General features: G+C 69.2%; 23 protein-coding genes and 3 pseudogenes. 15 read left to right on the top strand and 11 right to left on the bottom strand.

Annotated features, from left to right (window positions below; genetic code table 11):
- Nucleotides 1-7 precede the first annotated feature (7 nt).
- Complete coding sequence (locus AB0G04_RS19150; protein ID WP_360983883.1) at nt 8-499, bottom strand: GNAT family N-acetyltransferase; 492 nt, start codon at nt 497-499, stop codon at nt 8-10.
- 127 nt (nt 500-626) lie between these two features.
- Here AB0G04_RS19150 and AB0G04_RS19155 point away from each other — a divergent pair, with 127 nt between their 5' ends.
- The 5 genes from AB0G04_RS19155 (at nt 627) to AB0G04_RS19175 (ending at nt 5,664) form a co-directional block, all read left to right on the top strand.
- Nucleotides 627-1,757: a hypothetical protein gene (locus tag AB0G04_RS19155; protein WP_360983886.1), complete on the top strand. Its 1,131-nt coding sequence runs from the start codon at nt 627-629 to the stop codon at nt 1,755-1,757.
- A 143-nt stretch (nt 1,758-1,900) separates the two neighbouring features.
- Nucleotides 1,901-2,509, top strand: a complete 609-nt coding sequence (locus AB0G04_RS19160; protein ID WP_360983889.1) for a response regulator transcription factor — start codon at nt 1,901-1,903, stop codon at nt 2,507-2,509.
- A gap of 144 nt (nt 2,510-2,653) precedes the next feature.
- A complete protein-coding gene (locus AB0G04_RS19165; RefSeq protein ID WP_360983892.1) occupies nt 2,654-3,229 on the top strand; it encodes a hypothetical protein in 576 nt (191 codons plus the stop codon).
- 231 nt (nt 3,230-3,460) lie between these two features.
- Nucleotides 3,461-5,035 (top strand): MFS transporter, encoded by a 1,575-nt coding sequence (locus AB0G04_RS19170; RefSeq protein ID WP_360983895.1) that lies wholly within the window; start codon nt 3,461-3,463, stop codon nt 5,033-5,035.
- A 23-nt stretch (nt 5,036-5,058) separates the two neighbouring features.
- Complete coding sequence (locus AB0G04_RS19175; RefSeq protein ID WP_360983898.1) at nt 5,059-5,664, top strand: TetR/AcrR family transcriptional regulator; 606 nt, start codon at nt 5,059-5,061, stop codon at nt 5,662-5,664.
- A gap of 52 nt (nt 5,665-5,716) precedes the next feature.
- Here the strand turns inward: AB0G04_RS19175 and AB0G04_RS19180 are convergent, their stop codons facing one another.
- Complete coding sequence (locus AB0G04_RS19180) at nt 5,717-6,178, bottom strand: hypothetical protein (RefSeq protein WP_360983901.1); 462 nt, start codon at nt 6,176-6,178, stop codon at nt 5,717-5,719.
- Between the two features lie 288 nt (nt 6,179-6,466).
- Between AB0G04_RS19180 and AB0G04_RS19185 the strand changes: the two genes are divergently transcribed.
- Together AB0G04_RS19185 and AB0G04_RS19190 are read left to right on the top strand one after the other, a co-directional pair.
- Nucleotides 6,467-6,781 (top strand): hypothetical protein, encoded by a 315-nt coding sequence (locus AB0G04_RS19185; protein WP_360983904.1) that lies wholly within the window; start codon nt 6,467-6,469, stop codon nt 6,779-6,781.
- Between the two features lies 1 nt (nt 6,782).
- Nucleotides 6,783-8,456: a hypothetical protein gene (locus AB0G04_RS19190; RefSeq protein WP_360983907.1), complete on the top strand. Its 1,674-nt coding sequence runs from the start codon at nt 6,783-6,785 to the stop codon at nt 8,454-8,456.
- A gap of 64 nt (nt 8,457-8,520) precedes the next feature.
- Here AB0G04_RS19190 and AB0G04_RS19195 read toward each other — a convergent pair whose 3' ends face one another.
- Nucleotides 8,521-9,381 carry a hypothetical protein gene (locus AB0G04_RS19195; RefSeq protein WP_360983910.1) on the bottom strand — a complete coding sequence of 287 codons (861 nt, stop codon included), beginning with the start codon at nt 9,379-9,381 and terminating at the stop codon, nt 8,521-8,523.
- Between the two features lie 325 nt (nt 9,382-9,706).
- Between AB0G04_RS19195 and AB0G04_RS19200 the strand changes: the two are divergent.
- The 5 genes and pseudogenes from AB0G04_RS19200 (at nt 9,707) to AB0G04_RS19220 (ending at nt 14,422) form a co-directional block, all read left to right on the top strand.
- Nucleotides 9,707-10,176: pseudogene (locus tag AB0G04_RS19200) on the top strand (phosphatase PAP2 family protein).
- A 148-nt stretch (nt 10,177-10,324) separates the two neighbouring features.
- Nucleotides 10,325-11,008, top strand: coding sequence for a hypothetical protein (locus tag AB0G04_RS19205; protein ID WP_360983913.1), 684 nt, complete (start codon nt 10,325-10,327; stop codon nt 11,006-11,008).
- Between the two features lie 56 nt (nt 11,009-11,064).
- Nucleotides 11,065-13,554, top strand: coding sequence for a helix-turn-helix domain-containing protein (locus tag AB0G04_RS19210; RefSeq protein ID WP_360983916.1), 2,490 nt, complete (start codon nt 11,065-11,067; stop codon nt 13,552-13,554).
- Nucleotides 13,555-13,666: 112 nt separating this feature from the next.
- A complete protein-coding gene (locus AB0G04_RS19215; protein WP_360983919.1) occupies nt 13,667-13,849 on the top strand; it encodes a hypothetical protein in 183 nt (60 codons plus the stop codon).
- Nucleotides 13,850-13,915: 66 nt separating this feature from the next.
- Nucleotides 13,916-14,422 (top strand): NADAR family protein, encoded by a 507-nt coding sequence (locus AB0G04_RS19220; protein ID WP_360983922.1) that lies wholly within the window; start codon nt 13,916-13,918, stop codon nt 14,420-14,422.
- 338 nt (nt 14,423-14,760) lie between these two features.
- Here AB0G04_RS19220 and AB0G04_RS19225 read toward each other — a convergent pair whose 3' ends face one another.
- From AB0G04_RS19225 to AB0G04_RS19240, 4 genes are all read right to left on the bottom strand, one after another.
- Complete coding sequence (locus AB0G04_RS19225; RefSeq protein ID WP_360983925.1) at nt 14,761-15,633, bottom strand: ADP-ribosylglycohydrolase family protein; 873 nt, start codon at nt 15,631-15,633, stop codon at nt 14,761-14,763.
- Nucleotides 15,634-15,911: 278 nt separating this feature from the next.
- Nucleotides 15,912-16,097 (bottom strand): hypothetical protein, encoded by a 186-nt coding sequence (locus AB0G04_RS19230; protein WP_360983928.1) that lies wholly within the window; start codon nt 16,095-16,097, stop codon nt 15,912-15,914.
- Between the two features lie 67 nt (nt 16,098-16,164).
- Nucleotides 16,165-16,593: a hypothetical protein gene (locus AB0G04_RS19235; RefSeq protein ID WP_360983931.1), complete on the bottom strand. Its 429-nt coding sequence runs from the start codon at nt 16,591-16,593 to the stop codon at nt 16,165-16,167.
- A 79-nt stretch (nt 16,594-16,672) separates the two neighbouring features.
- The gene (locus tag AB0G04_RS19240) at nt 16,673-16,981 is read right to left on the bottom strand and encodes an NIPSNAP family protein (protein ID WP_360983934.1); all 309 of its coding nucleotides are present in this window, start codon (nt 16,979-16,981) and stop codon (nt 16,673-16,675) included.
- Nucleotides 16,982-17,359: 378 nt separating this feature from the next.
- Here AB0G04_RS19240 and AB0G04_RS19245 point away from each other — a divergent pair, with 378 nt between their 5' ends.
- Nucleotides 17,360-18,115 (top strand): hypothetical protein, encoded by a 756-nt coding sequence (locus AB0G04_RS19245; RefSeq protein ID WP_360983937.1) that lies wholly within the window; start codon nt 17,360-17,362, stop codon nt 18,113-18,115.
- 148 nt (nt 18,116-18,263) lie between these two features.
- On the opposite strand, the gene AB0G04_RS19250 is transcribed toward AB0G04_RS19245, so the two are convergent.
- Both AB0G04_RS19250 and AB0G04_RS19255 read right to left on the bottom strand, forming a co-directional pair.
- On the bottom strand, nt 18,264-19,268 hold the full coding sequence (locus AB0G04_RS19250; RefSeq protein WP_360983940.1) for a DUF4240 domain-containing protein: 1,005 nt from the start codon (nt 19,266-19,268) through the stop codon (nt 18,264-18,266).
- 219 nt (nt 19,269-19,487) lie between these two features.
- Complete coding sequence (locus tag AB0G04_RS19255) at nt 19,488-19,835, bottom strand: hypothetical protein (RefSeq protein WP_360983979.1); 348 nt, start codon at nt 19,833-19,835, stop codon at nt 19,488-19,490.
- Between the two features lie 131 nt (nt 19,836-19,966).
- On the opposite strand from AB0G04_RS19255, the pseudogene AB0G04_RS19260 reads away from it, so the two are divergent.
- Nucleotides 19,967-20,083, top strand: a pseudogene (locus tag AB0G04_RS19260) (ATP-binding protein); the annotation flags it as partial.
- Nucleotides 20,084-20,263: 180 nt separating this feature from the next.
- Here AB0G04_RS19260 and AB0G04_RS19265 read toward each other — a convergent pair.
- Both AB0G04_RS19265 and AB0G04_RS19270 read right to left on the bottom strand, forming a co-directional pair.
- A pseudogene (locus AB0G04_RS19265) lies at nt 20,264-20,629 on the bottom strand (transposase); the annotation flags it as partial.
- Between the two features lie 1,478 nt (nt 20,630-22,107).
- Nucleotides 22,108-22,590, bottom strand: coding sequence for a hypothetical protein (locus AB0G04_RS19270; protein ID WP_360983943.1), 483 nt, complete (start codon nt 22,588-22,590; stop codon nt 22,108-22,110).
- 206 nt (nt 22,591-22,796) lie between these two features.
- Here AB0G04_RS19270 and AB0G04_RS19275 point away from each other — a divergent pair, with 206 nt between their 5' ends.
- A complete protein-coding gene (locus tag AB0G04_RS19275; protein ID WP_360983946.1) occupies nt 22,797-23,711 on the top strand; it encodes an IS5 family transposase in 915 nt (304 codons plus the stop codon).
- Nucleotides 23,712-23,898: the final 187 nt, after the last annotated feature.

Consider the following 23,898-nt stretch of genomic DNA (forward strand, 5'->3'; position numbering starts at 1 on the left):
GCGCACGTCATGCCAGGCGCTTCGCCATGATCCGCTCGCGGCGGATCCCGTCGGGCATCAGGCCGCCCTGCTCGCCGGTGTCGCGGAAACCGTTACGCTCGTAGAGGACCGACGCGTTCCGGTTGCCCTCGACTACGGCCAGCCGCAGGGTGTCCGCTCCCAGCTGCCGGGCCCACCGCTCCACCGCCGCCACGAGGAGATCCCCGGCTCCACGCCCGCGTCCCCGCGGAGCCACATACATCGAGATCATCTCGACGATTCCGGAATGATCGGTCCGCATGCCACTGGCCATACCGACCGGCTGGCCCTCGAGGGTCACCACGACGTTGTACGAGCCCGGAATCGCGAGCCGCGCGCGCCAGCGCTCCTCCCGGTCGCCGTCGCCCTGCCACTCCGCGAGCTGGGCACCGAAGGCATGTCCCGCCTCGGAGAGCGCGGCCAGCCGCAGTTCCCGCCAGATCGTCCAGTCCTCCGGCGTCAGCACGCGCGTCTCGATCATACGTGCAGGCTGCCGCATGGGCAGGAGGCGGACAACCGGTATCTGCGGTCCTCGTACCGCGCGGTGTCGAACCCCCGATTACGGGTAGAGACTCATCGATGGCTTGCAAGCCGGCGGGAGGTGCACCGTGCGCGGGATCACGTCGTCAGCGACGGGACGCCGCCTCGCTCAGCTCCTGCTCGTGATCGGACTCGCGGTCGGCGCCTACGCCGCGCTGAACGCCTTCGGCCAGGCCGCACGCGCCGACGGAGTTCTACCGGATCGGCCGGGCGCCGCGGATCTCCCGGCCCCCGTGCGGAAACTGCCCGCCGTCATCGAGGCAGACCACAGGACCTCAAAACCCGCGGCGCGTACGGACACCGCGCTCCGGAACGCGAAGACGGCGGCCCACCGTGTCACCGGGCATGAGACTCTGCCATCCGAGCAGCGCAAGACAGCGCCGGTGCAGCTCGGGAAGCGGCGGAGCCCGGCACCGGTGGCCCAGAAACGGAAGGCCCCGGTCGCGCGGACGACCGTCCGCCCGCGCCTGGCGGCGCCGGCGGACGCGCGCCGGCCGGTGACATCGCGCGCGGCGGGGGCGGCGGTTCGCCAACTGACCGCCCACGCCGCGCGCGCGAAGATTCGTGACCTGACCACCCGGTCGGTGCCGGCGGAGGTTCGTGACCTGACCGCCCATGCCGTGCCCGCGGGGGTTCGTGACCTGGCGGCTCGGGCCGTGCCCGGGGGAGTTGGTGACCTGACCGCCGCGACGGTGTCCGCGATCCGGGATCTGACGACTTCGGCCGTGCCCGAGGGGATCCGGAATCCGGCCGCCGAGGCCGTGTCCGCGGCGGTGACCGTCGTGCCCGAGCCGCCGGACGGTGCGACCGTGGCTGTTCCGGGACAGCTCACCCCGCCGTCGACGGGGGACGGGAAGGCCGGGCCGGTCTCGTGTCGTACGCCCGCGCCGCCGGACGGGCAACGGGCGAGCGAGACCACCGGCGGCCCGGAACCGTCGTCGGTGGCGCCGAGCGGCCACCGGCCGCCCGGCAGCGAGCTGAGGCCCGCACCCGCCACACCGTCACCGCCGGCTTCCCCGCCGCGACCGGACAACCGGTCCGCCGGCGCGACCTCACTGCGCGACTCCGGCGGTGGCGCGTCCACGATCGGCGTCATGCCGTCCTCGTGGTGGCCGGGACTTCCGGCCGCCACCGTCATGCCACCCGCGAACACGAGCACCACCGGACGATCCGTCCGGTACTGCGGTCCTCCCAGCTGATCACGCGGCCCGGAATCGGGCAACGCCGGTGTACCGAACCGGCGTGCCCCCTCCGCCGGCCTCCGGAGAATCCGAACACGGCCCCGTCCGGGCCGCATCGGGCGCCGGCATCCCACCGCACATCCCCTGGCTGGGAGGCCTCCGTGATCCGCATTCTGCTCGTCGAACCCATGAACCTGCTGCGCGGCGCCCTCGCCGCGACCCTGTCACTGGAAGATGACCTCACCGTCGTCGCCGAACTGGGCTGTCTCGGCGAGGCGCTCGGCATGGCCCGCGCCGTGCCGCCGGACGTCGCGGTCGTCAACGTCGGGCTGCTGGCCGGCGACGGCCTGCGGATGCTCACCCGCTTCAGTACGGAACAGCCGCACTGCGCCACGCTGGTGCTGTCCGGCCCGGACGCTCCGGGCCGGATCAACCGGGTGCTCGACGGTCATGTGCGTGGCGTGATCGGCACCCAGGCGGCGCCGCGTGAGCTGGTCCGTACCATCCGCCGGCTGTCCCGGGGTGAACGCGTCATCGACGCCGGCCTGGCCGTCGCCATGGTCGCGGCGCGGCGCAGTCCACTGTCGGCGCGGGAGGCCGACGTGCTGCGGGTGGCCGGTTCCGGCATGCCGTCGGCGGAGGTCGCCGCGACCCTGCATCTGACCGCGGGCACCGTCCGCAACTACATGTCGGTGATCCTGCGCAAGACGGGAACCCGCAACCGTCTGGAGGCCGTCCGTGTCGCCGAGGACGCCGGCTGGCTCCAGTGAGCGGCGGTCCAAACATGACTGTTGTCAGCGATCGGGCCTCACTTTTCCCACCTCGACCCGATGACAGGACTCACTGTGGCCGGGGCCGTACGACATCGAGGCTTGTCGGTGTAGTCAGACCTGAAGCGAACCAGGGAGGAAACTGTGACACCTCGCCAACGGCTCTCGATGATCGCCGTCATGCTGCTCGCGGCAGTGGGGCTCGCCGCCACCGCCACCGGCACCGGCGCCGCCGCCGCCCCGCACACCCGGGCGCCCGCCGCACCGCCGCCCGCCGCGATCGCCGTCCCCAGCGCTCCGATCACCGGCACGTTCACCGACGCGGCCGGGGGTACCGGCACATTCGCCGGCGGCTTCACCCCCAGCGGCTTCGCGGCGCAGGACGGCGCTCTGGTGGCCACCGGGACACTGACCGGTACGCTCACCGACTCGACCGGGGCCACGATCGGCACCGTCGACGAGACGATCAGCACGCCCGCGGCCGTCGCCCAGGCGACCTGCCGGATTCTGGACCTCACGCTCGGCCCGCTGCACCTGGACCTGCTCGGTCTCGTGGTCGATCTGAACCAGGTCCACCTGACGATCAACGCGGTGTCCGGACCCGGCAACCTGCTCGGCAACCTGCTGTGCGCGATCGCCGGCCTGCTCGATCCGCTGCCCAGCGCCGACGCCCTCGCCGCGCTGCTCAACCTGCTGCTGGCGCTGCTCGGGCGGATCTGACCAGCGTCCCTGACCGCCGGCCGTGAATGCGGCTCCGCCTGCCCCGGCGGCCGCATTCACGGCTCGGCCCGTACGCCGGGGGAGGTGAGCCGTTGCCTCCTGGCGGGTATGCCTCGACGTGACCGCCGACACTTTCGATACGAGAGCGTTCCGTTATTGGGTGGCGGGGCGTTAGCGTGCTTTGTGAAACGGAACGGTTCCGTTTCGAAAAGGTTTCGGGGGCACCCGTACATGGACACCCAAGCTCAACCCCAGACCGGGCATCCCCGGCGCTGGGCGATCCTCAGCGTGCTCGTCATCAGCCTGCTGGTGGTCGTGCTGGACAACACGGTGCTCAACGTCGCGATGAGCACCATCGCCGACCCGGAGCGCGGCCTCGGCGCCACGCAGAGCGAACTCGAGTGGGCGATCAACTCGTACACCCTGGTGTTCGCGGGTCTGCTCTTCACCGCCGGCATCCTGGCCGACCGGCTGGGGCGGCGCCTCAGCCTGATCGCCGGACTCACCGTCTTCGGGATCGCCTCGCTGATCTCGGCGTACTCGTCCTCGCCCGACCAGCTGATCGCGGCCCGCGCCCTGATGGGTCTCGGTGCGGCGGCCGTCATGCCGGCCACCCTCTCGATCATCGCCAACGTCTTCGACCCGCGGGAACGGCCGCGCGCCATCGGCGTCTGGGCCGGCGCGGTCGGCCTGGCCGTCGCGATCGGGCCGGTGCTCGGCGGCGTACTGCTGGAGCACTTCTGGTGGGGATCGGTGTTCCTGATCAACGTGCCGATCGTGGTCGCCGGGGTGACCCTGGTCGCGGTGCTCGTGCCGGAGTCGCGCGACCCCAAGCCGGGCCGTATCGACGTGCTCGGGGTGCTGATGTCGATCATCGGCATGACCCTGCTCACCTACGGCGTGATCAAGGGTGGTGAGGACGGCTTCGGGGAGCTCGCTGCCTGGTCCACCATCACCACCGGCCTGCTGGTGATGGTCGCCTTCGTGCTCTACGAGCGGCGCATCGCGTTCCCGTCGCTGGACGTGCGGCTCTTCGCCAACCGGCAGTTCTCCGCCTCGACCGGCATCATCGGCCTGGTCTTCTTCGCGGCCATGGGCTCGATGTTCTTCGGCGCGTTCTACCTGCAGATGGTGCGCGGGTACGGGCCGCTGGCCTCCGGCGCGCTGTTCGTCCCGTTCGCGATCGGCCAGATCGTCTTCGCCCCGGCCAGCGCCTCGATGGTCAAGCGGTTCGGCCCGAAGGCGGTCAGCACCGTCGGCCTGCTGCTGGTCTCGGCCGCTCTCGGCCTCTGGCTGTTCATCGATGTCGACACCCCGATCGCGCTGGTCGCCATCGCGTTCTTCGTCCAGGGCGTCGGCATGGCCAACGTGATGCCGCCGGCCACCGAGGCGATCATGGCAAGCCTGCCCCGGGAGAAGGCGGGCGTCGGCTCGGCGGTCAGCAACACCATCCGCCAGCTCGGCGGCGCGCTCGGTGTGGCGGTCCTCGGCGCCGTCGTCTCGTCGGTGTACCGCGGCAACCTGACCACACCGGCCGGGTTGCCGGAGGGGGCCACCGAGATGGCGCGGGAGTCGATCGCCGGCGCCTACGCGGTCGCCGGTCAGGCCGGCCCGGCCGCGCCCGCCCTGCTGGACGGCGCGAATGCGGCGTTCGTCACGGCGATGCACTACGCGGCCGTCGGTTCGACCGTGTTCGCCCTGCTCGGGGTGCTGGTCGCGGTGCTGTGGCTGCCCGGCAGGAAGCGTCCGGAAGCGCCGGCCCCGGTCGCCGCGCAGGAACCGGGCCTCGAACTGGCCGACGCGTAAACGCAGCGGTGACAATGAACGACATGGACAGCACCACGGCAGCCGGTCAGGAGCGCAAAGCTCCTGGCCGGCCGCGCAACGCCCAGGCCGACGAGACCATCCTCGACGCGGTGCTGGGGTTGCTCAGTGACGGGCAGAGCGCCGCCGCGATCTCGATCGAGGCGGTGGCCGCCAAGGCAGGCGTCGGCAAGGCCACGATCTACCGCCGCTGGCCGAACAAGGAGGCCCTGCTGATCGACGCGGTCCGGTCGATGAAGGGGCCGCTGCCGGAACCGGCCGGCGTCTCGGTGCGCGACGACCTGATCGCCCTGATCAACGCGAACCGCACCCCGCGCGCCCAGCGCTACAGCAAGGTCACCGCCTGCCTGCTGCCGGAGCTGTACCGCGACACCGAACTGGCCCGGATGTACCAGGACTTCGTCGAGCCCCGCCGCGAGGTGACCCGTCAGGTGCTTCGCCGCGGCATCGCGACCGGTGAGCTGCGAGCCGACCTCGACGTCGAGCTGACCCAGCTGATGCTCTCGGCCCCGGGCATGGTGCAGTCGATGATGCGGCTGGTCCCGTCCGTCCCGGAGGAACTGTTCGCCGAGACCCTGGTCGACGCGGTGCTGCGCGGCGCGGCCGCCTGACGGCCGCGCCGCGCGGGGCAGGGACTGTGTGCGAGGTCAGGAGAGCACGCCGTCAGGAGCAGTGACGCTGGACCGGGGCCAGCCATGCGCTGAGGGTCGGGCCCATCGCCTTGGAGACGTCGTCGGGTGTCTTGATGGTGCCGAAGTACTTGGTGTCGGCGGACTTCTTCCGCATCTGCTCGGCGGCCTCCTTGCCGGCGGCCTGCAGTTGCTGGTCGGCACTGATAGCGGTGGCCTCCTTCACGGCGGTGGCGAACGCCGCAAGTGCCTGCTGCGCCTCGGCGACCGCCTTGGGGTCGGTGGCCACGGCGGTGAGCGCCTGAGCGTACGGCGCCATGTTCTTGGTGTAGGCCTGCGACAGCGCCTCGCACGCGGCACCCACCGCCGGCGTCACGTTCGCCGACGCGGCGGTGCCGGCTGGCGTATTCGGACCGGAGCCGTTGGGGGCGGTGCCGCAGGCTGAGGCGGCAAGCAGCAGACCACCGGTGAGCAGGGCAGAGAAGGCACGGCGCATGGGGACACTCCCTCGGGGGCGGGAACGGAAGAATGGGAGCGCTCCCATTCGAACGTGCACCCTACGTCGAAGAAGCGAGTTCTGTCGATACTCGCGCAGTGGCCGATCCCGCCGCGCCCACTCGGACCACCCTCGGCGGCGCCGACCCCAGCGTCATCAAGGTCGGTGGGCTGTACGTCTCCGCCAAAGCGGTCGACGGCGGTGTGGCCGTACGCACCGCGTCCACCCTGGAGGGCATCGCCGGCTACACGCAACGGCTGCCTGTTCGGGTCACACGCCTCCGAACTGATGGCGGGCTGGGATCCGACCCTGTACGCCGACGGTCCCGGCCACCACACGTTCATCCTCGAACGCGGTGACATCGCCACCAGTCCGCCGGCGGGCAACCGGTTCCCGACCATGTACCACGCGGTCGCCAAGGGCACGCCGTACTCGTGGGCGAACCGCTACTGGTACACCGGGACGGCGGTCTGGTGGGGGAGCGTCACCTACCGGCGCGCCAACGTACCCGGCGCCACCACGACACCGGCTTCGGCCTCAAATTCTTCGAGTGACACTTCCGCGTCCACCGGACAGCGGGTGACACCGCCCCTAGCGTGCTGACGTGCGCACACTTCACCGTCTCGCCGCTGCTCTGGTGGCGGCCACGGCCGCCGTGACCCTGTCCGTACCCACCCGGGCGGCCGCCGAGCCGCGCCTCGCTGTCGGCGCCCCGGTGGAGGTGACCGCCGCCGGTCCGGGCACCACCCGCGTGGTGTTCACGGCGGCCGCCGGCGACCGGCTCGGTGTGGTGCTCAACCGCGACACCCTCGGCATCGCCGGGACGTACGAGCTCGTGGTCCGCACACCGGGCGGCGCCGAAGCCGGCCGATCGAGCCTCGACATCCTGCCGGCCGTGGTCTACCTCGACGCGCACACCACCGGCGATCACACCGCCGAGGTCGTGACCAGAGGCGACGGCAGAGGCACCGGCAGCCTGCGGCTGATCGGCCCGGCCCGCCAGGAGACCGGCATCGGCACGGCACCCACCCTGATGCGCCTGCCCGAACCGGGTGCCCGGGCGTTCGCCACGTTCCGGGCCACCGCCGGCACACCGTTCTCGGTCACCACCCGGGTGGAGGGCCCCGGCTTCGAGGAGAGCCTCCGGCTGATCGTCCGCGCGCCCGGCGGACGGCTGCTCGGCGAGCTGAACCGGGCGCTGAAGGCAGACAGTGCGGCCTCGGAGAACTTTGTGGCACCCACCTCCGGGATCCACACCCTGGAGCTACGTACGTCCACCGGCTGGTCGACCGGCACGGCAACCGTGCACGTGGCGGGCCTGGGCCAGCACACTGCCGTGGTGAACGGCCCGCCGGCTCGGGTGGATCTCCCGGCGCCCGGCGCACGAGCGGCCGTGAGCTTCCCGGCGACCGCCGGGCAACGGCTGTCCCTGGTGCTGGACGCCGACGGAATCCCCGGTGACGACCCGATCGGCATCCTCGTCCGTGGACCGGGCGGCGCCGACCCCAGGTCGCTCTCCTCCGGCACCTACGAATTCGAGATCATCCGGACCGGCCGTCATGTCATCACCGTCGACCCGTCCGGCTGGGGGCACGGCACGATGACCCTGGCCGTGATCGAGGCGGCCACCGGCAGCGCCACCGTCGGCGGCCCGTCCGTCCCGGTCGTGCTCGACCGCACCGGCCAGCGCGGGGTGATCGGCTTCGACGCCACCGCCGGGCAGCGCCTCACCGCGACGGCCCTGGCCCGGGATCTGGCCGACCGAGAGGCCGGAAGCCGGTTCCTGATCCGCTCCCCGTACGGCGCTGTGCTGCATGAGGAATCGATCAGCGGCCTCCTCTACCCGTTCGCGAAGGTCGACTTCACCGCTCCGGCGACCGGCCGCTACACCGTCGAGGTCGTCACCGACAGCCCCGCGCCCGCCCGGTTCGACGTCGCGGTTGCCGGCTCGTCCTCGACGGACGCCACCGTCGGCGGGCCGGCGGTGCAGGCACGGGTACGGGTGCCGAGGGAACGGGCCTACGTGCGGTTCCCGGTCCGGGCCGGCCAGCCGGTCAAGGTCACGGTCTCCTCCGACGAGCTGGCCGAATCCCTGACCTGGCTGACCGTGTCGGCTCCCGACGGCACGGAGGTCGCCCACCGCCAACTTGACGAGAAGGGCGTCACCGTCGAGATGGCCCCGTTCACGGCACGGGCCGCCGGCACCTTCCAGCTCGAGATCAAGCCGGGCACCGACCGGACCGGCACGGCGACCGTGCGGATCACCTCACCGGGCTGACCGGCCGGTCAGGACCCTGCCGAACACATCGACTGCCATACGGCGCGGCGCAGCCCGCGCCGGCTCACAGCAACGCGTCGACAACCCGTTCCGCGCGGTCCTCGTGCTTGTCGTAGGCGTCCGGCAACGCCGACCCCTGCACGGCCTGCGCCGCGTCGCCGAGACTCAGGGACTCCCAGTCGTCGATCTTCACGAGTCGCTCGTAGAAGGCGTTCGCGGCATAGCGCGGGTTCATCAGCTGCGCCACGGTGCCCCAGCCCTGACTCGGGCGCTGCTGGAAGACCCCGAGGGAGTCGAAGTCGTCGCCGTCGCCCTCGTTCGGCCGGTCGAGCGAAGCCGGGACGGTCGTGTTGGCGAGGTTGCGCAGGCTCGACTCCTGCAGCCCGGTCATCATCGCCACCACCATGGCCCGGCGCGGCAGGTCCCGCTCCTGGGCGACGCGGACGATCACGGCGGCGTTGTTCATCTGCGTCTGATTGAGCCCGGCCACCGGCCGCGGCGGCCGGGCGACCTTCGGCGAAGCGGTCCGGGCCGTGGCCGACGGAGCCGGTACCGGAGCGGCGCGTACCCGGCCTCGCGTGGCGGCCGGCGGGGTGCCGGACTTCGGTTGCAGCGCGGCGCCGACGGTGGCCGGGGCGGTCGCCTGCCGGTCGGCGCCGCTGACGGCCACGACCCCGCCGCCACCCACGGCGGCACTGACCGCCAGCATGATCGACAAGGTACGGGCGGGTCCCCGGGCGCGGCGCCGGCCCTTGCGCCGGCGGCGCGGCGACCAGTCCGTCGCGTACATGTCCGGCCGGGCGGCGGGCCAGGCAGGGTCCTCGGGGCCGGACTCGACGAATGCGGCACGCTGCTGCGGAATGTCGTCCTGCCGCCGATGACGCGCAGGGAAGGTCGAGTACTCCGGCGTCACGAACGCGTCCACCCTTCCGTAAACAGTTTCGCTTTCCGCCGGGTACTACGGTTCCTGCGCCGCCGGGAGTTCAATCCGGCCCGGCCCGGATGTGGACCTGTGGCGGCGACAGGCGCCGGCGGTCCGATCACGCCGGCGACGATCGCCGATAGCGCGGACCGCATACGGTGGCCGCGTGAATCCACCGGCGGATGGCAGATCGCGACCGGGCGTACTCGTCGAGCTGGCGTTCCTGATCCTGATCTTCCTGGTCTTCACACGCCTGCACGCCGCCGCCGGCCGGGACCTCGCCACCGCCGGGGCCAACGCGCTGACCCTGCAGTCGCTGGAACACACGATGCACATCGACATCGAACGCGCCGCCAACGCATGGCTGACCGCGAACCCGGTGCTCAGCCGCCTCGCGGTGTACGTGTACCGGCTGCACTACCTGGCGATCGCCGGCACCCTGCTGTGGGTGTTCCTCCGCCACACCGACGTCTACCGCAAGGTTCGCCGGACGATGGTCGCCATGATGGTCCTCGTCCTGCCGGCACCCACCACACGGCCATGCCGAGCATGCACGTCGGATGGTCACTGTGGTGCGCGTACGCCGTGTGGTCCGCGCTCCGGGCCACCCACCCCCGGGCGGCCCTGCTGGCATGGACATATCCGCTGCTGATGATCGCGATCGTGTTCGGCACGGCCAACCACTACGTACTCGACGTCGCGGCCAGCGTCACGCTGCTGGCCCTCTCCGTCGCCGTCGCGTCGATGTGGGACCGCCTGGCGCGCTTCCCGCGCCCCGCCGACGGGCCCGCCCGGTAGCTGCCGGGCCACTCCCACGACGTTGCCGGTGATCAGGGAACCGGCAACTCCCCGGCAACTCCGATCGACGGTCATCCGGTGAGGCCGGCGCGGGTGGCACGGTGAGGACGTCGCCGGCACACGGCGGCATCAGCGAGAGGAATCACCCATGAAGATCTCTTCCCACCGGCGGCTGCTCACCGGCGCATGCGGGATGTTGACCTGCGGCCTGCTGATGGCAACGGCGTCGCCGGCCGTCGCCCGGGCCGCGGCCGGTCCCACCACCGCCTCGGTCAGCGGCACCGTCCTGAAGGTCACCGCGGCCACCGGCGTGCAGAACACCCTGTCGATCGGCGGCACCTCCGCAGCGATCGAGCTGATCGACGGAGCGGGCGTCACGGCCGGAACCGGCTGCCGGACGGTGAACGCCACCACGGTCCGGTGCAGCGGAACCGGCACCATCACCGAGCTCGCCGTCGCAGCCGGCGACCGGGACGACGTCGTCCTGCTCACCGCGCCGACATTCGGCCGGATCACCGGAGGCAGCGGCAACGACCTGCTACGCAGCTTCTCCAACGTCAGTCAGGCCCGGCTGAGCGGCAACGACGGGAACGACACCATCGACGGCGGACCCCTGAACTCGTTGTTCGGCCAGAACGGCAACGACGTCCTCACCGGTGGCATTTTCCTCAGCGGGGGAGCAGGCGACGACCGCCTGCGTTCCTTCGCCGGTGGGCAGACGCTGGACGGAGGCCCCGGGAACGACCGCGGCGACGCCGGCGCGGGCACCGACGATCGGTGCCTCAACCTCGAGAACACCCTCAACTGTGAGAGTTTCACGCCCGTGGGGTGAGTCGGAATCCAGCACATACCTACCGGCCGGCGGTCTGCCGTCCCTACGGTGGACCGATGGCGATCGCAGCGCCCGCCGGGGCCCTCGGCGAGTTGATGCGCCGGCATCGGGCGACCGCCGGCCTCAGCCAGCGGGAGCTGGCCGCCAGCAGCGGGCTCAGCGAGCGGGCGGTCCGCGACCTGGAACGCGGCAGCCGCGTGCCGCGTAACGAGTCGGTCCGCCTCGCCGCCGCCGCCCTCCAGCTGACCGGTGACGATCTACGGGTCTTCCTGGCCGCCGCCCGGCCGGACACGGTCCCGGCCGCCACTGTGCCACCGCCGGTGCCGGACAACGACCTCGTCGGCCGCGACACCGAACTGGCGATGCTCCTGGACATGATGATCGGCGCCCGGCACCGGCTGGTCACGGTGACCGGCCGGGCCGGCATCGGCAAGTCGCGGCTCGCCACCGAGCTGGTGGCCGCGCTTGCCGGCCGCACCGACCTGGCCGTGCGGACGCTCGACCTGTCCGCGGTCGGTGAGCCCGAATTGGTCGGCGAACTCGTCGCCGACGCACTCGGCTGCGGGCCGTCCCGCCTGCCGGTGGCCGACCGGGTCGCCGCCCATCTGCGCGGCGCCCGGACAGTGCTGGCGATCGACCGGTTCGAGCAGGTGATCGACGCCGCCCCGGTGCTGGCCGCGCTGGTCCGTCGCTGTCCAGGCCTCAGCCTGGTCGTCACCAGCCAGCGGCGGCTGCAGGTGCGCGGCGAACGCGCCGTACCGCTCGGCCCGCTCGCCGCCGACGCCGCGATGACGCTGTTCACTCGCCGCGCCGCGGCCGCCGGACCAGGTTTCAGGCTCGGCCGGGACACGGCCGGCATCGTGGCGACGATCTGCCGGGCCGCCGAGCATCTGCCGCTGGCCATCGAGCTGGCCGCGGCACGTACCCGGCTGATGCATCCGGCCGAGCTGGCCGCCAGACTCGATCGGCACCTGACCGTGCTGGCCGACGGAGCGCGCGACCTGCCGGTCCGGCACCGGTCGCTGCGGGCCGCCATCGACGCGAGTCTCGAGGTCATCGAGGACGGGTCGCTCGTCCTGTTCCGCTGGCTGGGCGCCTTCGTCGGCGGTGCCCGGCTCGCCGACGTGGAAGCCGTCGCGGCGGACCTGGGCCGGGGCCACGACTGGCTGCTCGCCGGTCTCACCGAGCTGACCGACATGCACCTGCTGCGCGTGTCAGCCGACGGGGCCACCTCGCGGTACATGTTCGCGGACAGCATCGCCGAGGTGGCCGCGGAGCGCCTCGCCGCGGCCGACGACCGGGACGCGGTCGCCCGGGCGGTCGCCGTCCGGGTGCTCGAGCAGCTGCGGGCCGGCTTCGACGGCAGCGCGCCCGCCCTCGGCAACCCCGACGCCGCCACCGTCCGGCACGCCGTCCGGTGGGCGCTGGAGCGGGAACCCGGTCTGCTCGCCAGTAGCACTGTCATCGCTCTGGGCCGCTTCCACGAGGCGACCGGGCGTCTGGCTGAGGGACGCGAAATGCTGAGCCGAGTCGCCGCCGCCGGTCACGCCGAGGGCTGGGTGCGCGCCGGCGGGCTTGCGGCGATGCAGGGCGACATCGAGGCCGCCGCGGATCTGGCCCGGCGCGGCCTGCGGGCTGCGGCTCCGGCTGACCATTCCGTACGCAGCGCCGCGCTCACCCAGATCGCCGTCGCCGCGATCGAGAACGGTGACCCGGCCACCGCGCGCACCCACCTGCGGGAGGCTCTCGTCGAGGCACGGCGGGCCGGTGACGTCGCGACGCTCGGCCGCGTGTTCAACAATCTGGCATCGGCGTCCGTGGAACGGGGCGATGCCCGCTCCGCAGAACGACAGTTGCGGGCCGCCCTGACAGCCAAGCGCCGCTCCGGCGCGGGGCCCCTGGACATCGGCCGGACCCTGTTCAACCTGGCTGAGATATGCCTGGAACTGAATCAGCCGGACACGGCGGTGACCTGGTCGAGCGAGGCCGTGCCGCTGCTGCGTGCCGCCGGATTCGCCCGGCTGGCGGCGCTGAGCGAGGCGACAGCCGCCCAGGCCGAACTCATCCGCGGACGCGTCGACGCCGCCATGTGCGCCGCAGACCGGGCAGCCCGTCTGCTGCCCGGAGACGACGGCGATCGGCGGATACACACGTTGGTGCGGTTGCGCAGCAGCGTCGTGCGGCACGCCGCCGGCGAACTGCCTGCCGCTCGGGATGCCCTGCGCGAGGCGTTGTCAGACTCTCTCGAGCACCTCAGCCGCGACCGCGAGGAGGTGGCAGACGCCCTGCAGATGCACGCCGGCCACGTGGTCGGCCGCGACCCCGCGGTGGCGGCCCGGCTGCTGGGCGCGAGTGACCGCCTGCGCCGGCGCGAGCTGGGCTGGCTGGTGCCGGCGCGGCGCCGCACAGAGCAGGCGGCCCGGCTGGCGCTGGGCGACGAAGACTTCGCGCGGTGCCGGCAGGCCGGCGCTGCCCTCGACCACGAAGGGCTCGTCGCCCTCTGTGACGAGATCGCCCGGTTACCGCAGCCGCCGCTCGTGAGGTGACCTCGGGTCCCGCGGGAACGCGGACAGCATCGCCGGTGTCAAGCCGCGCCGGGCAGTCCATTACGAAAAGCATGATGCAGGAGGCGTTGCGGACTCCCGGTACAGTGCCGACGTGTTCGACTTCAAGGGCGAGGCTGGACGGCATCCTGCGGCCGGCGCCCATGAGAACTGGACTCGGCCCGTAGGCAAGGGCCTTTCTCTTGTGTTCTTGGTAGTTTGTCTCGCTCTAGTGGTCGCTGCGGTTTTCGTGGTCGGTCTCAAGCTGTTCTTCTGGCTCGCCGTAAACTTGGATTGACCTGGTCCTGAGCAGCGGGGACGAGACAAGTACGAGTCGGAATTCATGGCGGGCAAATTCGATTGCTTGCCCGGCGAGGTTCGTGGCACGGTGCAGAACCCACGACCACCGCTTGAGGTTCAGGTGACGATCTACTTCTACGGCGCTGACGAGGTTCCGTACGGCTGCTTCTCCAACTTCTCCGTCCACGGGTTCGACCTCGAAGGCTGCTGGTGGCCCACCGCCGAGCACTACTTCCAGGCTCAGAAGTTCGCCGGTACGCGCCATGCCGACGCCGTCCGCCGGGCGCCCGATCCACTGCGTGCTGCCGAGCTGGGCCGTGACCGGGGCCGGCCGCTGCGCCGCGACTGGGTACGGGTCAAGGACGACGTGATGCGCCGGGCGGTGCTGGCCAAGTTCCAGGCTCACGCCGATATCCGTGCTGTTCTGCTGGACACCGGCGATGAAACGATCGTGGAGGACACCGACACCGACCACTACTGGGGCAGAGGGCGGACCGGCGCCGGGAAGAACATGCTCGGCCGGATCCTGATGCGTACCCGCACCCAGCTCCGCGCCGCCGCGGTCCTCTAGGTGCATCCCGTTTCTGGTCTCTCCGGGCTGCGAGAGGTGACTGGCGTACGAAAGATGTGGTTCAGCGGCTGGTACGACGGGGCATGCCCAGTCGTCGACAGCGCTGCCGGAGTGGTGGATGCTCTCCGCGAACGATGGCCCGAGGAGCATGATGACAGCTACTCGAGCGCGCCAGCGGTCGGCTGGTTCCGGGACGCATTGCGACACCGGGCCGCTCCGGCCGGCCGGCTACGGCCCCAGTCACCGGAATACCGGTCATGACTCGGTCCGGCGTTATATGTCATCAGCTCAAGCGACAGCACGACTCTCTGTGCATGTCAGTGTGTCGGGCGCACCGCCTACGGCCGGTCACTGATGCCATCGACCCATCCCGGTAGCGGTTCACATGCGCTCAGCCAGTCGGCGGGTACCCCGGTCAGTCCGGTGCGGCCGGCGATGATCCCGCCGACGATGGCGCAGGTGGTGTCGATGTCGCCGCCGGGCAGGGCGGTCATCCACAGCGCCTCGGTCAGATCGTCGAGGTGTGCAGCGGCGCACCAGATCGCGTACGGGACTGTGTCGACGGCCGAGATCTGCTGGCCACAGCCGAGCATCCCGGCTACATGACGAGGATCGCTCGAGGCCGCGATCCTGTCCGCGCGACGCAGCCGCGACGCGACTTCGCTGTCCGGCACCCGGCCGGCGACCGCCGCGATGAGTTCGTCGCCCGAGACGCCACGTACGCTCAATGCCGCCGCAACCGCGACCGCCACGGCCCCCGCCGTGGCCTCCGCATGGGCGTGGGTTACTTCTGCCGACCGGGTCGCCTCGGCCACAACCGTGTCGAGATCGTCAGCGAACCACGCCCCGAGCGGAGCGACCCGCATCGCTGCACCGTTGCCCCACGACCCCATCCCGTCGAACTGGCGCCGTGTCACTACCTTCCACGCCTCACCCTGGCCGATCGCCAGCAGCACGTCATGCATGGAAGCGCCGTAGCAGCGGTAGGGATCGACGGCGTAGGCGCTGGCGAACGCCGCCGCCAACGCGTCCTGATCGACGCGACCATGCCGGTCCAGGATTTGCAGCAAGGACAGCGCCATGGCGGTGTCGTCGGTCCACAGCCACTGACCGTCCTTGAGCCGCCGCTCAACTATTGCGGTCTCCAGAACCTCCGCCGGACGGAAGAACCACGTCTCGCCGAACGCGTCGCCCAATGCAAGGCCCCGCATCGCCAACACCGCTGCTGCCCGATTCCCCATTGGACGATGATCGCTTGATGACGCCCTGAGTGCCACCAAGATTCGGTCTTCCTGCATGCCGCCGTCGACGCCTGGCTCAAACAAAATGATCCGTCACCGTACGTGACCGAGCACCCGGGCGAGTTGAGGAGCAAGAGCCGGATGTTCAGCGTGGCGCCGAAACGCGCGATCATCGAAAGCCGTCAAATCTGGCCGGAGCTCGAACTTATCTACACGTGGCGCCCGATCTGACCGGCAGATCATGCCGGCTATCCGAAGATGCGCCGTGCCCAGCGGGCCTCCCCCCTGCCGTCGACGTGGATCAGCGCCACCATGATGTCGCGGCCCGGATCGGTGAACGGGATCAGTCCTTCGCCCCATTGGTGAAACCACGCGGTCGCCGTTCCTGTTTCGGTGGCCGGGGCGCTCACGGCAGCGGTGGGGAAGTGGGTCATGCCGTAGGTATCGGTGTAGAGCTCCTGCCCGGTCCCGTTCAGCCAGTCGTAGTGCTCAGCCAGCGCGTCATAGGCGCCGGCCCGGTTGAGGCCCGGTGGCTCCCTGAAAGTTCCAGCCTCCGTCCGCAGCCAACGGGCGTGGCGGAGTCACTCGTTTGTCGAGCGTGATCAGTTCGTACGACCCTTCGGCTTGCGGTGACGCTGACCAGCGAACCTGCACCACGACCGTCTGGTCTGCGCTGTGCGCACGGACTGCCGTGCCGGGCGGGGCGCCGAGCCGGACGACGACACCCTCGAAAGGGTCCTGGGTGGTGACAGCGACGTCGGCATCCGCCGCCAGCCGATCGCCGCCATGAGCCCATTCCCGGTCCCGGTGTACGCGCAGCATCACGACGACGGCGATGACGAGCACGGCGGCCGCAGACACGGAAGCGAACAGAGCCCGTCTCACCCTCGCATTGTCACAGGTCTCGTCGCACAGGAGGGCCAGCACCACCCGGTGCCGCTACAGCGGGGCATGTGACGGCAACGCGTTCTCGAAGCTGCACGCTGTCGGTCGCAGATGAGGTCGTCCATCAGTCCGGTAGTAACGGTCGCATGAAGGTGCGTTCGTATCGCAGGATGCAGCTTGATTCCTCACGGATCCTGTCCGCAGCGACGAATTCCGGGTCGTGGCCGAACCGGGAACGGTAGCGCTCATAAGCCGCCAAGCTCTCGAAACTGAACAAGGCCTCTGCGTGATCGCTGGCGCCCTCGGCCGGCAGAAAGTAGCCGTGGTGGATGCCACCATGCTTCGTTACCAGGCGCATCCACTCACGGGCGAAGCGTTCGAACGTCTCGATCTGAACAGGGTCGATGGTGTAGTGCACGACACAGGTGATCATCGATCAAGCCTATGCCGACCCGTCGCAGTAGCGGACTGGAGAGGTGAACGCAGTGCCGCGCACACCACGCGGCTGAAGAGGGCCTTCGGGCAGGTGTCAACTGGACCGGTCCGCCTCTGTTCGGCTGAAATTTTACGGTCCCTGAGGTGCTCAGCCGACTCGATTACGTCCTCGGTACGGGGGTCGTTGGGCGAGGAGGAAACGGCTGGCTCTTGACGTCGCTGGGGGCATCCGGCGAGTCGCTGCTCTGACTGTCGCGTTATCGGCGGCAATTGAGTGCGTTTCGGCCTGGCTGTCCTCAGCCATTTATCAATTTGGCAGTCCATCAGCTCCTGACGACGGGTTATGCGGACAGTCGCGGTGACCTAGCCTGTCGCCGTGATGATCAACGTCCTCGGCTGGGTATCCCGACGGCGGGTGGCGGTGCTGGCCACGTCGCTGTTGGCTGCGGTCATCCTGCAGGTGCTTCGTCAGACGGCCGGGCACTGTCATTCCCTGCAGATTGCTCTCGCGATCGTCGTCCTGCCATTCATTGCGCTCATCGTGTGCACAGCTGTCGCCGGCCGCGCCTTCCACCCTGCCAAGCTGATCGCACGGCCTGAGGTCCCCGCCTTCGACGTCCCGGCCAACCCGGCTGCCGTGCTCGGGGCCGCGAGTTACACCTTCTTCGCCGTATTCGCCCTGAGTTCGACCTCCCATGGGCTCGTCACCGGCGTGGACTTCGCGTTCCCGGCGCCCATCGTGGTACTCATCGGCGGGCACGTGGCCGTGTTCTGGTGGGCGGCATCGGGACGGTACGGGGTACGCCTCACTCCGGACGGCATCATCGATCGGCAGGTACACGGGCGTCTCTTCGTGCCGTGGGAGGCCTTGGCGACGCCGGACCCGGCATACCGCCGTGACGCGCATCGGGTGACTCTGCGCTTCACGCGTCCCGATCTGGTCCGCAAGGGCGGCTTTCGCTGGATAGGCCCCACTGTGCTCCCCGCCGCGGGCGTGAACGCCGAGCTGCTGACCCGAGCGATCAACGAGTACGCCAACCACCCGGAGGCCCGGTCGGCTATCGGCTCAGTGGCAGCGCTAACCCGCCTTCAAATGACCCCTCTGAACATCGTTCCCGTGGACCCAGCCTGATCCCTTTCGCGGCCACCGGCTCCTCCCGGCCCGAGCTACCGCAAAGCCGGTACGGACAGCGCATCTGTTCGACATGACGGTTCGGAGCACACCACAATCTGCGCGGCAGAAGCGGATGCCGGTTGCTCCGGCCCGGGAACGATGCTCTTCAGCTGGGCGGCGTGAGCAGATGCGCTCCCTCGGTGGCGGCGTCCTGCAGCCCGTCTCGGCTGCCGTGGCCTTCCGGCAGCACGGCAAGTAAGCAGGTGGCGATCAGCGAACGCAGTGCTGCTTCTTGCTGCGATGAATTCCATGCGCGTACCTGCGCCTGGCGTAGCTGAGCGTGAACGCTGACGACCTGGCCCAGACCGGTGTCGTCCATCGCGTCCCACTTGATCTCGGGCATGGGCTGCCATGCGTCGCCGAACCCGACGGCGATCTGGATCTGCGTCGCCCTGAGCGACGCCGGGATGCCGCCGCCGTCGCGGACCAGGCCATCCATCTGCTCGTTGACTGCCGCCAGGACGTCAAGAGGGAACCACAACGGCCAGGAGTATTCCAACGGCTCAACGCACGTGGTCATGGAGTCGTCGGTGTATGCCTCGATGGGGGTCAGTAGATCGGACAGCAGCACGGCAACGGTGGGTGTCTGGAGCGTGGACGAGTCGGACTCGATCGGGGACCAGTGCTGCTGGTTCGAACCTGTCTCGTAGGAGTGCTTCGTCTCGATCTCGCCGCCGGCCGCCTCGTTCGCCGCGTATAACAGTGCTTCCCCGTCGTCCCATCGACGGGTCAGCAGCACCGCAGGATCGGCGAGAGCCCGCTCGACGACAGCCCTGCCTTTCGCCACGATGCCCGCGCGTAGGTACAAGAACGTGTCGTCGGACAGGGGAATCGGCGCGTGCTCCTCCGGGTCGTCGGACCACTGCACCGGCTGCCGGAACAGCACTTCACGATCTAGCTCGTACAGCGTCGCAGCGAGCCGTTCGGCGAAACGGGCAGCTTTCCGCTTGCCGCCCGTACGCAGCGCTGCGGTCAGCCGCTCGACGGCCTCGTCATCTGTTGAGCCCTCAAGCATGGCGATGAGCTGCCAGAACTCGTCCTCCGGCATTGCGCGGCAGGGAAGTCGCATGCCGTCGATGATGTCAGGCGAGCCGGCCAGTCGGGATCGCACCCGTGGCCTCGACCAGATACGCGCGGGCGCGTCGCGGTCAGGATGGGGGCCGATGCTGATCTGTAGCAACCATCCGCGCCAGCGACGACTCGTTACGCCAACGCCTCGCGCTGGCCCACGACCGCATCGGTCAGCTCCGCGCCGAGAACCAACAACTCCGCGACGCCCTCGCGCACGCCCACGGACAACTACGCGTGGCCCGCCTGTCCGCGACCGCTTCTACGGCAGCACCGGCTCTGCCCAGGCGGTGAGCGCAAAAGTCGGCTCCGACACGAATGAACGGGTTCCAAGCACCACGTCGGCGACATGAGCCCCGATATGCCCGTCAGGAACTCCCATGACCCGACTACGGCCACGAAGCCCGACCCGGACTAGATAGCGCAAGCCCTCGACATCCACAACACCACACTCGCCGGCCAACCAATCGACGTCGCCGTCCAAGGCATCGACCCGCCATCCGGCCTTGCGCGCACGGTGGACCCACGCACCGAATACCTGCTCCTGATGCTTCGCGACCAACTCACTCGGCCGAACGATGATCTGGATGGGGTCTGGACGCTGATCCATGCCACCTCACTCCTGGAAGACCAGGAACGGATCTTGCCAGATGCGCCGAGCCGCAATACCGGGCGGCCGGTAATCGAAGACACCCGTCCAGAAGGCATTAGTGCAGGCGGGGAAGGGGGTCTGGACCTTAAGTCGAGATAACGGCGGCCATCCTCGACCGGCTTCTGCACCACTGCGACGTCGTTCCGATCAACGGACCCAGCTACCGGCTCAAGAACCGCCTCACCGCGATCGAGAACGTCGCCTGAGGCTCGTTCATGACCACCGGCGAGACCGACCCCGACGACCTGCTGCCCTTGCTGCTCGAGATCTGCGAGGACTTCCTCGCAGATCTCGAGCCCGTCAGTTCGCCGCGAAGTCGACAACGTCCTGCACACCCACGGCATCCCTGCGGACCTGGCTGGCCCATCGACATGCTCGCCCTCAGCTTGTACGTTGCAAGACGTCTTGACACTCTGAGCATCCAGCACCGCGGCGCTCGGCTCGGCATCTCGGCCCAGAGCCTCCCGCACCCGCGACCGCAGAAGATCGTGAATGCGAGCTGTTGTGCCGTCCTTCTCCCACTTGGCGTAGTAGTCATAGACCGTCTTCGCCGGCGGGAAGTCGTGCGGGAGGTACTCCCAGGCCATGCCGGTCCGCGCCACGTACAAGATCGCATTGACGATCTCCCGCAGATCATGCACCGGTGGCCGCATCCCTAAACCCCGCCGAGCCTCACGCCACTGCACCAGAACAGCCTCGATCAACGCCCACCGGGCATCCGACAGATCCGTTCGATATGGAAGCCGCTCCATCCCCATACCCGAGCAACGAACGATCACGGCCGATGACGTGCGCAAACGTGAACTATCCCCTTAGAGGATCAGATGCCCTCTAATGCATCCCCATGAATTGGAGACTGTACTTGGGATGACAACATGCCGGCAGGGCCGCTCGAATGTGCACCGGACCGGAGCTCCTGCCACGCACGGACTGGCGACGCGGAGTGCCGAGCGAACCGCGGCAGAGGAGTGCGTTCGATCGAGCGTTCCGTGGCCGACCTGCGTATGTTGCATGCTGGCGGAGACGCTGAACGGGAGAGGCGTGCTGTACCAAGACGGCAAGAGCAGTGGACGGTTCCTGGTCACCGGCTTGGCACATCACTGGACCGGCTGCCGTGAGCCGGTCACCGAGCCGCGCCTGAGGTTAAACGTCAAGCTGAGGGCAGCCATGTGCCCGATTGCGATACGGCCACCCTTCGCCAGCACCTACACGTCCAGGTCCACCAGGGAGCCGGACCAGTGACGTGGGGTAGGTCGGTAGGTGTCTGCCACACGCAACCGCACTTCGTCCTCAGGGCGCAGCAGGCGAGCGTAGAACCGCTTGGGTGGGGTGTCCACCATCCGCTGGAAGTTAGCACGGGACAAAGCCGCTGAGGGGTCGCGCGGGTCCATTAGAACACCCCTTGAAGTGTGAGTAGCTGTCAGGTGCCGACAGGCTTTTCGCGGGCATTAATTCCGTCGACGGCTCGGATCGAAACAGCACGTTAACTAATGTGATCCAACTTCTCAAGCGCGCGAAAAGGATCCCCAAAGAAATCGCTCACGCCGTCATGTAAGCGTCAATATCGACGGAACGCCCAAGCTGTCTCTTACTGTGCATCCGAACCATGGACACTCATTGTGGAACAGTTGCCAAATTTGCCGCGGGCCCGCCGAGCTGGCCCGGATAATCGACCACGTGCGAGCGGAAGGGAACAACGCGCTCGCCGACATCGTGCGGGCGGTGGTCGGTACCTGAACGCGTACGAACATCGACTCCCACACGCTGCTAGACCACGGCAGACCGGACCGTATGACCTGGTTGGACCCCGAAACAAGGCATGGGCCGAACCCGAAGCCGCCGCACACCACGACGGGGCCTACCAGCGTTCATCGCCTTCCGTACTACGAGCAACACGTGCCGAGCAGGCGCCCAAAGACCCCTGGGCTGCGCTCGAAGAACGCTCCGCCGAGCGGCGGTGGCCACCCCAACGGATACCGACCACCGAACTGATCACATTCGTCCACAACTGGGGCCCTGCCCATCACGGCGAACACGCCACCGACGTCCTCGCCGCCATCCGCGGCCCCCTGGGACTGCCACCCCGGTAGCGTCGTGAATAACCACCCGCCTGGCGCGGGATTGACACAGTGGGGAGCCGTGATCGTGTACGCGATCACGGACCAGCGGACACATACCGTGACGACTGTCCGACGGTCAAAGCGTGCTCTGCGGCAGATGAGTTCGACGGTCAGATCGTCGATGTCGCAGTGCTCTTTCGCATGGATTTGGCGGAGATCGCGACTATGACTACCAAGATGACGGCAAAACTGGTTGTGTACGCCCACGACCGGCCGGTGATCAGGCACAGCGCGATGAGAGCGCCGAAAGATGGCATGCCTACGGCCAGGCCAACGATCGCTCCACGCCGGGCCCACGCTCGATATCCCGGCGTAGGCGTCGACGGAACAGCATCGGCCGATCCGGCGATCTTGCGGCGTAAACGCAGACCCCACTCCCCAGCTATTGGTATCAGGGGCCAGAGGGCCCCGTTCAATGCACTGGCGGCGATGATGCGGGGGATCGGATCGCCCCTGTCGAGCAGCAATCGAAACGGAAACCACACCACAGCCAGCACCACGCAGGCGACGACGTACACGCCAGGTGGCCCACCAAGCCGATCCAGCATTGCATCCCGGCGGCTTGATCTCGTCCGCTCCTCCACCATGGACATCGCTTTCCCGCAACAGGCGACACTCACTCATCTCGGCATGACAGGACACCGGTCCGTCACCAGGCCACCGGTCGCGACGGCGGCGGGCGACCCTAGGCCGTGTTTCGTAGCGGCGTCGATGTTGCGGCGTGGCGGTGATCGATAATTGAAGAGGTCTCCGGTAGTTGGTTCAAGCGACCAAGCCAGAACTTCACACCGGAGACCTCGTGCCGAGCGTAACGGCAGCGAGGCGACACGACCTGACCGACCTGCAGTGGGCGACGCTGGAACTTTCGCTGCCTGCGGGAACAGGCCGTGATCGACCGCGCAAATGGACCATGAGAACGATCATCGACGGGATCCGGTGGCGGGTGCGGACCGGCTCACCGTGGCGGGACGTGCCGCCGGTGTATCCACCGTGGCAAACCCTGTACCGGTGGTTCCGCCGGTGGCAGCGCGACGGCGTCTGGACCCGGGTCCTCGCAGCGTTGCAAGCCCGGGCGGACGCAGCCGGGCTGATCGGCTGGACGATCAGCGTGGACTCGACCATCAGCCGCGCCCATCAGCACGCGGCCGGCGCCCGGCGCGACGCACACCTGCAGAACGAACCGCCCGGCGGTGTGCAAACCGAGCCGGTAGATCACGGGCTCGGCCGGTCACGCGGCGGCTGGACCACCAAGACGCATCTGGCCTGTGAACAGGGCCGCAAGCTGATGGCGATGGTGGTGACCGCCGGACAACGCGGCGACAGCCCGCAGTTCATCCCCCTGCTCGGCAAGGTACGGGTGGCCCGGGCCGGTGCAGGACGGCCGCGGACCCGCCCTGACATTGTGCTGGCCGACAAGGCGTACACCTCCAAGACCAACCGGGCCCACCTGCGTAACCGCGGTATCCAGGCATGTATCCCGAGCAAGGCCGATCAGGACGCGCACCGCAAGGCCAAAGGATCCCGAGGCGGGCGTCCACCCGCCTTCGACCCCGGCACCTACCGACTGCGTCATGCCGTGGAATGCGGTAGCAACCAGCTCAAACAACACCGCGCCATGGCCACCAGATACGACAAACTCGCCGTCCGCTACGAAGCCACCCTCACCATCGCCGCCATCAACCAATGGCTCCGCGCTCTACGAAACACGGCCTAGCGCGGACAGCGGCAGATCCGGATCTTAGACGTTGTTCGATCGTCGTCGGCAGGTCCGCGAATCGCAGCCACCATCTTCGGCGCTCGTGTCGTCGCTTCCTGAAGAGTGACCCCGTAGGGGATCCTTGGGTTCCAGTACTCGTTGCAACATCCATGATCATGATGGGTGTGTTGATGGCGAGACGTGG

This window comes from Actinoplanes sp. NPDC023801 (assembly GCF_040639655.1).
Lineage (GTDB): Bacteria > Actinomycetota > Actinomycetes > Mycobacteriales > Micromonosporaceae > Actinoplanes.

What these genes read in the sequence shown, in the direction of transcription:
- AB0G04_RS19150 (WP_360983883.1), bottom strand. Translation starts at nt 499, where the DNA reads ATGATCGAGACGCGCGTGCTGACGCCGGAGGACTGGACGATCTGGCGG.
- AB0G04_RS19170 (WP_360983895.1), top strand. Translation starts at nt 3,461, where the DNA reads ATGGACACCCAAGCTCAACCCCAGACCGGGCATCCCCGGCGCTGGGCG.
- AB0G04_RS19175 (WP_360983898.1), top strand. Translation starts at nt 5,059, where the DNA reads ATGGACAGCACCACGGCAGCCGGTCAGGAGCGCAAAGCTCCTGGCCGG.
- AB0G04_RS19180 (WP_360983901.1), bottom strand. Translation starts at nt 6,178, where the DNA reads ATGCGCCGTGCCTTCTCTGCCCTGCTCACCGGTGGTCTGCTGCTTGCC.
- AB0G04_RS19185 (WP_360983904.1), top strand. Translation starts at nt 6,467, where the DNA reads ATGGCGGGCTGGGATCCGACCCTGTACGCCGACGGTCCCGGCCACCAC.
- AB0G04_RS19205 (WP_360983913.1), top strand. Translation starts at nt 10,325, where the DNA reads ATGAAGATCTCTTCCCACCGGCGGCTGCTCACCGGCGCATGCGGGATG.
- AB0G04_RS19210 (WP_360983916.1), top strand. Translation starts at nt 11,065, where the DNA reads ATGGCGATCGCAGCGCCCGCCGGGGCCCTCGGCGAGTTGATGCGCCGG.
- AB0G04_RS19225 (WP_360983925.1), bottom strand. Translation starts at nt 15,633, where the DNA reads ATGCGGGGCCTTGCATTGGGCGACGCGTTCGGCGAGACGTGGTTCTTC.
- AB0G04_RS19230 (WP_360983928.1), bottom strand. Translation starts at nt 16,097, where the DNA reads ATGACCCACTTCCCCACCGCTGCCGTGAGCGCCCCGGCCACCGAAACA.
- AB0G04_RS19240 (WP_360983934.1), bottom strand. Translation starts at nt 16,981, where the DNA reads ATGATCACCTGTGTCGTGCACTACACCATCGACCCTGTTCAGATCGAG.
- AB0G04_RS19255 (WP_360983979.1), bottom strand. Translation starts at nt 19,835, where the DNA reads ATGGATCAGCGTCCAGACCCCATCCAGATCATCGTTCGGCCGAGTGAG.
- AB0G04_RS19270 (WP_360983943.1), bottom strand. Translation starts at nt 22,590, where the DNA reads ATGTCCATGGTGGAGGAGCGGACGAGATCAAGCCGCCGGGATGCAATG.